The sequence below is a fragment of the Gaiella sp. genome, assembly GCF_039915195.1.
Lineage (GTDB): Bacteria > Actinomycetota > Thermoleophilia > Gaiellales > Gaiellaceae > Gaiella.
In genome coordinates, this window is the sequence record NZ_JBDSNT010000099.1 from 1 (window position 1) to 6988 (window position 6988).

Consider the following 6988-nt stretch of genomic DNA (forward strand, 5'->3'; position numbering starts at 1 on the left):
GAGACGATCGTCGTCGTCGACGGCGGGTCGACCGACGGTACGGCAGAGCTCGCTCGGGCAGCGGGAGCACTCGTCGTCCTCGAGCCGCGTCGCGGCTACGGTCGCGCCTGTCTCGAGGGATCGCGTGCGACGGACGCGGAGATCCTCGTCTTCCTCGACGGCGACGGGAGCGACGACCCGGCGGCTATCGAGTCTCTCGTCGAGCCGATCCGGTCCGGTCGCGCAGCGCTCGTGCTCGGGGCCCGGGTCGACCCCGAGCGTGGTGCGCAGCATGGTCACCAGCGGCTTGGGAACGCGCTCGTGTCGCTGCTCGTACGCCTCTGTTACGGCACGCGGATCCATGACATTCCTCCGATGCGTGCGATTCGACGTGACGCACTCGAGCAACTCGGAATGGCAGAACTGACCTACGGCTGGCCGACCGAGATGATCGTCAAGGCTGCGCGCCAGGGCCTGCCGATCATCGAGATCCCCGTACCGTCTCGTGCGCGGCGGGGCGGCGAATCGAAGGTCTCCGGAAAGCTCGGCCCCTCGATCAGGGCCGGTACGAGGATGCTCCACGTGGTCGCTCGGTACGGATGACATCAGCCGGTTGCGTAAGACCATGTTCAGGTTCCCACCCTTGACGGCACGCTGACCCGCAGTAAGACTGGCTCACGATGAGGCGTCGCCCAGTACTCTCGCTCGCTGCGACGATCGTCTGCGTCGGTCTGGCATTGCTCGTCGCGTCCTGCGGCGGGAATGACGACGACGAGGGATCCGGCACGCCCGTCTCGTTTTCACAGGTCGTGTCGGTCTTCCAGTCGAACGGCTGCCAGGGCTGCCATCCGGGCGTCAACTCGTCGCTCGATCTCCAGGACGCCAAAGCCTACGACGATCTCGTGGGGATCAAGGCGCTCGAGGATCCCGACCTGTATCGCGTCGTCGCGGGCGACCCCGAGAACAGCTTCCTCTATCTCAAGGTGGGTGGGGCTCCCGTGATCGCGGACATCCCCGCGGTCGGGTCGAGGATGCCGCCGGGGGCACCGCCGATCTCCGCCGAGGACATGAAGATCATCCACGACTGGATCGCGCAGGGGGCGAAGCAAGAGGACGGCACGACCGGCGGGCCGGAGGTCACGACGCCGGGAACGCCACCACCGAGCGTCGAGGGAACCGCGTCGTCGTCCGAGCAGAAGGGCAACGGGACGATCACGGGCACCGTCATCGACCAGGCGCGCAAGCCGATCGCAGGCGCTTTCGTCACGTTGCTGCTCCAGGGATCGACGCTGCAGGGTGGTGAGGAGCACTACCGGGTCGCCGTGACGGATTCGACCGGAAAGTACACGTTGGCGGACGCGCCCGAGGGGCGATTCCTGCTCAAGGCGTACGCGCCGAGATCGATCTACGTCTCTCGTATCGTTGCTCTCGACGAGGGGGAGACCGAGGCGGTGAACTTCGGGCTCCCGACGCGCATCGTGCCGAACCCGACGATTTCGAAGCCTGCCGTCTCGGGTAAGAGCCTTTCGATGACGGTGGCCGGATCGAATCTCGACGGTAACTACACACTCGCGGTCAACCCGAAGGCCGGGATCACGGTCGAGTTGCACAACGCTGACAATGCTCCGGGCCGCTGGTCGGCAACGAGCCCTTCGGCGCTCCCCGGGCCCTGGGTCTTCCTCGGGGTCGACGAGCAATGCAACGTCTCGGACTTCCTCACCGTCGAGGGCTGATCGCGGTCGCTGCGCTCGTTGCGGGGTGCGCGGTTGCGGCTCTCGTGATCGTCGTTGGATCGCGTGGATCTGCGCCTCGCTATGCGGCGGACGTGCAGCCGATCTTCGACAGTAAGTGCATCTCCTGCCATCCGGTCGCCTACCCCTATCTCGACCTTCGTCGTGGGAAGTCGTACGCGGATCTCGTTCGCGTCTCGGCGGCGACACGACCTGCCTTCGAGCGAGTCGTGCCGGGCAAGCCGGAGTTCTCGTACCTGCTCATCCACCCGCCCGATCCGTCACTCCGAGGCGTCCTGACGCGTGATGACCGGGAGACGATCGCTGCGTGGATCAGGGCCGGGGCGAAGGATGACTGACCGGAACCCGGAGAGCACGTGACCTGGCTCGTCACCGGGGGTTCGGGCTTTCTCGGGGTTCATCTCCTCCGACGCCTCAACGAGCGTGGCATCGCTGCGCGCTCGCTCGATCTCGAGCCGTTGGAGGATGGGTTCGCCGACGTCGAGTCGGTAGTGGGTGACGTGCGGGACGAAGGTCTCGTTCGTCGTGCGCTCGAGGGCGTCGACGTGCTGATTCACGCCGCGGCGGCGCTTCCGTCCGGCGGAAACCTCGAGGCGGTCAATGAATCGGCGACGGCCCAGCTTGCGCGTCTTGCCCGCGAGGCCGGTGTGCGCCGCAGCGTCTTCGTCTCCTCCGGCGTCGTCTACGGCATCCTGCCGCCGCCGGTCAATGAGACTGCAACGCCACATCCCTGCGAGCCCTACGGCCGCTCGAAGCTCGCGGCCGAACGCGCCTGGCTCGAGGTCGCGCCGGCTCCTCTCGTCCTTCGCCCTTCGGCGTTCATCGGCCCGGAACGGCTCGGGGTCTTCGGCATCCTCTTCCGTTGGATCGGTGAGGGACGCAGGATCTACACGCTCGGGAACGGTGCGAATCGCTACCAGCTGCTCGACGTGTCCGATCTCGTCCACGCGCTCGAGCTCGCCGCGAACCGTCCCGGAGACGGAGTCCTGAATGTCGGCGGCCGGGTCAGTGGCTCGATCCGCGCAGATCTCGAGACGCTGATCGAGCACGCCGGATCGCGCAGCCGGGTCGTCGGTATCCCCGCGATGCCGGCGAAGGCTGCGCTGGCGGTACTCGATGCTGCCCATCTCTCGCCGCTGCAACGGTGGCACCGCCTTTCGGCGGATCGGGACATCGTGTTCGATTGCACGCGGGCCGAGGCGGTGCTCGGCTGGACTCCGGCTCGGAGCGGGGCCGAGGCGCTGATCCGCTCGTACGACTGGTACCGCGAGGCGGGGGACAGTCGGCCCGAAGGCATCGCGCACCGGAGCCGCTGGCGGGAGCAGGCGCTCGGGGTGCTCAGGAGGGTCTCGTGACCGGGATCGTCCTCGTCGTTGCGAAGGCGCCTACGCCGGGGCGCTCGAAGACGAGGCTCGTGCCGCCGTTGACCGCGCTCCGGGCGGCGGAGCTCCATGGGTGCCTGCTTCTCGACACCGTCGACGCATGCCGCCGGGAAGTCGCGGACACGCGCGTCCTCTACGGCTCGGAGTCCGACCGAGCACCCCTCGCAACCCTGCTTCCGGGCGTTCCGCTCGTCCAGCAGGAGGGACGAGGGCTTGCGGACGCGCTTCGCCTCGGGATCGCGAGACATGTCAACCAAGGTCCTGTGGCCATCGTCTCATCGGACATTCCAGGTGTACCGCACGGCGCGTTGACGGCGACGTTCGAGGCGCTCGACAACGGGGCAGATGTCGTCCTCGGCCCGGCGATGGACGGCGGCTACTGGCTCATCGCGATGCGGGAAGCGGACAGTCGACCCTTCGAGAACATTCCCTGGTCGACTCCCGCCGTCCACGCAGTCACGTGTGCGCGGTGCGAGGCGGCCGGTCTTCGCGTCGTCGAGCTTCAAGCCTGGCGTGACGTCGATACGCTCGTCGATCTCGCGATCATCGCGCGCGACCCCGTACTCGAACGTGCCCCGAACACGGCGAGGCTCATCTCGGAGCTCGTGCCGTCGTTGCCCGAGCCGCCGCCGCTCGAGCTCGTCGCGAGCGAGTTGCTCGCCTCGTCACCGTGGCGCGACCACATCGACGATCGGCTGCTCTGGGAAGGCCGCGAGACGTCGTACTCCTATCTCGGGGCTCCGCGTGCGGTCTTCGTCGCTGCGATCACCGCCGAGGACGAAATGCTCCTCGTCCGGCAGTACCGCCACCCGGTGCGCGACTGGACGCTCGAGGTTCCGGCGGGATCGGTCGCTGACGGCGAATCATCGCTCGAGGCGGCGCAGCGGGAGCTCCACGAGGAGGCGGGGGGTGAGGCTGCGGACTGGGTGCACCTCACGACGTTCTTCTCGTCGAGTGCGCACCTGAGCCTCCGGTCGGATGCGTGGCTTGCCACTGGCGTCTCCGTGGGAGAGGCGCATCCCGACGAGGAGGAGCGCGTCACGCTCGTGCGGATGCCACTCGAGGAAGCGGTGAGGACTGCCAGGCAGGGCGGGTTTGCCGAGGGGCAGACCGCCCTCACGATTCTGCTCGCGGCGGAGCGCCTCGGGCCAACCAGAGAAAGTGGAGGGGTATGAACAAGGTCGTTGTCGACCTGACTGCGGGGCCGGAGCACGGGGAGGCGCCGACCATCGCGTATCTCGTGGCAACGGCAGCAGGGGATGGCGTGACGAAAAGCTCTCCTTCATGCTGATCGCAATGCCGTCGGGGGGCGCATGTCGGCTTCGCCCGGCGTGAACCCGGCGCAGCCCGCGGCTCGGTCGTGGTACGCCGTCCACACCTTCTTCTGGACACGTGCGGCGATCACTGCCGTCGCGTTGCTCGCCACACTGCTCCCGACGCATGCGCGCCTCGAGCGCGAGGGCGCAAGCCCGCTCCTCCACGACCTCGGGTGGCCGATCGATCTGTGGGCGCGGTGGGACAGCGTCTGGTACCTGATGATCGCCGAGCAGGGATATCACGGAGCCGCGGAGACGCTTGCCTTCTGGCCGCTTTACCCGGCGCTCGTCGCCGCGCTCGGCGCGATGCTCGGGGGCCACGATCTCACGGCTGGCGTGCTCATCTCGCTGGTCTCGCTGCTCGGATCCCTGGTGCTGCTCGAGCGTCTCGGTGTGCGTCTCGTCGGTGGGCCGTCCGCACGGCGCGCCGTGCTCTACGTGGCGCTCTTCCCAACAGCGTTCTTCTTCGGAGCGGTGTACAGCGAGTCGCTGTACCTGCTTCTTGCGCTGGGAGCGTTCCTCCTCGCCGAGCGGGGACGGTTCCTTCCCGCGGGAGTCGTCTGCGGTCTCGCCATTCTGACGCGTGTGGCTGGCGTTGCGCTTCTGCCCGCGCTCGCGATCATCGCCTGGCGCTCCGGCCAGCGACGGAGGGCGCTCCTCTCACTCGCGGCCGCTCCGCTGATCGCCTCGGCGCATCTGCTCGTTGTGCACGACACCCGTGGCAGTCTCGATGACCTCTACGGTGCTCAAGCACTGTGGCAACGGCACCTCTCGCCCGCAGGCCCGCTCGGTGGGATCTGGCACGGCCTGGGAAAGGCCTGGACGACTGCTCTCGAGTTGGGCGATCCCGGCGGCCCCGATCTCCTCTGGCCGAGTGAGCTCGTGAATGCCGGGTTCCTCGTGCTGTTCGTGGCGCTCGCGGTCGTCGCCTGGCGACGCGTCGGCGCGCCGTATGGGCTCTTCGCGGCGCTCAGCCTCGCGCTCCCACTCAGCTTCCCTGCAACACCGTCGCCGCTTCTGTCGTTGCCCCGTTTCGGGCTCGTCGTCTTCCCGTTCTTCCTCGCGCTCGGCGTTCTCGGAGAGCGCACGCGCGTGAACGCGGCGATCGTCGGGATCAGCGCGATGCTGCTCGTCCTCGCAACCGTCGAATGGGTTCGCTTCGGGTGGATCGGGTGATGGTGCGCATCGGTTCACTGATCGCGATCATCGTTGTCGTGGCCGCCGCTGCCTGGGCCCTGACGCGCCCGGACGAAGTCGCCACGCCGAAGGCGACGTCGACGCGTGACGAGACCTGGATCGACCAGGACGGAGATGGCGTGCTCGGACGAGGCCCCGGCGAGCCGCTCGTTCCTCGCGGCGATCTCGCTCCGGTCGCCGAGCCATCGCGTGAGCTCGCGACCTTTGCCCAGATCACCGATGCCCATGTCGTCGACGAGGAATCGCCTGCCCGACTCGAGCCGCTCGATCGCTTCGGGCCGCCCTTCACGTCGGCCTTCCGACCTCACGAGACGCTGACCGCGCAGGTTCTGGCAGCCACGGTGCGCGCGCTCAACCGGCTCGATCTGCAGGCGGTTGTCGTGACCGGTGACCTGATCGACAACGCGCAGCGGAACGAGCTCGAGACAGCGGTCGCCGTCCTCAACGGCGGTCGGGTCGATCCCGCGAGCGGGGCGCGCGCCTACGAGGGTGTGCAGGATGCGGCGAATCCCGACCCCGTCTACTACCGACCCGATGTCGATCCACCGCCGAATCCAGGCCTGCTCGCCTCTGCACAGCGTCGATTCGTCTCTCCCGGTCTCCGCGCACCCTGGTTTCCACTCCTCGGGAACCACGACGTGCTCGTGCAAGGGAACGTGGCGCCGAGCGAGCGGACGCGAGCGATCGCCGTGGGTGGCCGGAAGCTCTCGGGCCTCGACGACGAGTTCGTGGATGCCGCACGGGTTGCCGAGCTCCGGCCGCGGAACGTCGAGGAGGTTCTGGCGCAGGGGTTGCCAGGCCCGTCCGTTCGTGTCACACGGGATCCACGACGTCGCGAGCTCGCCGCCGGTGCCGTCGTGGATCGCCTCCGTCGCGCCAGTGGTCAGGGCGGCAATGGGGTGTTGCTGGACTACAGCTTCGAGATCGCTCCGGGTGTTCGAGGGATCGCCCTCGACACGATCCGGCGTGGGAGCGGAGCGGCGGGGATCGTCCGCTCCCGGCAGGTGCTATGGCTTCGGAGGGCCCTCGTCGCCGCGGGCGACGACCACGTCATCGTGTTCTCTCACTCTCCGCTCACGACGGCCGAGGGCGGAGAGAAAGCGCTGACGCTTCTCGATGCCGACCCGAACGTTGTGGCTGTCGTCTCGGGTGACACGCATCGGAATCGGATCACGCCCCGCCCGACGGCGCGCGGGGGCTACTGGTTGATGAGCACATCGTCGCTTGTGGACTATCCACAGCAGGCACGCGTCTTTCGCCTGGGCGAGACAGCCGACGGCCGACTCGTGATCGACACGTGGATGATCGATCATGAGAGCTCGCCGCTCGCTGAAACGTCGCTCGCGCTCTCGTACCTCGACTA

Annotated in this window: 7 protein-coding genes; all 7 read left to right on the forward strand. The window is 68.0% G+C overall.

Annotation, left to right across the window (positions count from 1 at the left end):
* A partial coding sequence (locus tag ABIR74_RS09895) for a glycosyltransferase family 2 protein (RefSeq protein WP_348177580.1) occupies positions 1-582 on the forward strand: 582 nt, incomplete at its 5' end.
* A gap of 77 nt (positions 583-659) precedes the next feature.
* On the forward strand, positions 660-1712 hold the full coding sequence (locus ABIR74_RS09900; RefSeq protein ID WP_348177582.1) for a carboxypeptidase-like regulatory domain-containing protein: 1053 nt from the start codon (positions 660-662) through the stop codon (positions 1710-1712).
* Positions 1676-2068, forward strand: a complete 393-nt coding sequence (locus tag ABIR74_RS09905) for a hypothetical protein (RefSeq protein ID WP_348177584.1) — start codon at positions 1676-1678, stop codon at positions 2066-2068. The genes ABIR74_RS09900 and ABIR74_RS09905 overlap by 37 nt, the downstream gene beginning before the upstream one ends.
* An 18-nt stretch (positions 2069-2086) precedes the next feature.
* Complete coding sequence (locus ABIR74_RS09910) at positions 2087-3085, forward strand: NAD-dependent epimerase/dehydratase family protein (protein ID WP_348177586.1); 999 nt, start codon at positions 2087-2089, stop codon at positions 3083-3085.
* A complete protein-coding gene (locus tag ABIR74_RS09915; protein ID WP_348177588.1) occupies positions 3082-4287 on the forward strand; it encodes a TIGR04282 family arsenosugar biosynthesis glycosyltransferase in 1206 nt (401 codons plus the stop codon). The genes ABIR74_RS09910 and ABIR74_RS09915 overlap by 4 nt, the downstream gene beginning before the upstream one ends.
* 138 nt (positions 4288-4425) lie before the next feature.
* Positions 4426-5604: a mannosyltransferase family protein gene (locus tag ABIR74_RS09920; RefSeq protein WP_348177590.1), complete on the forward strand. Its 1179-nt coding sequence runs from the start codon at positions 4426-4428 to the stop codon at positions 5602-5604.
* Positions 5604-6988: metallophosphoesterase (locus ABIR74_RS09925; RefSeq protein WP_348177592.1), on the forward strand; the 1385-nt coding region annotated here is incomplete at its 3' end. The genes ABIR74_RS09920 and ABIR74_RS09925, both read left to right, overlap by 1 nt.

Excerpts from the sequence above, each read along its gene's own strand:
- ABIR74_RS09900 (WP_348177582.1), top strand. The coding sequence starts at position 660 with ATGAGGCGTCGCCCAGTACTCTCGCTCGCTGCGACGATCGTCTGCGTC.
- ABIR74_RS09905 (WP_348177584.1), top strand. The coding sequence starts at position 1,676 with ATGCAACGTCTCGGACTTCCTCACCGTCGAGGGCTGATCGCGGTCGCT.
- ABIR74_RS09920 (WP_348177590.1), top strand. The coding sequence starts at position 4,426 with ATGTCGGCTTCGCCCGGCGTGAACCCGGCGCAGCCCGCGGCTCGGTCG.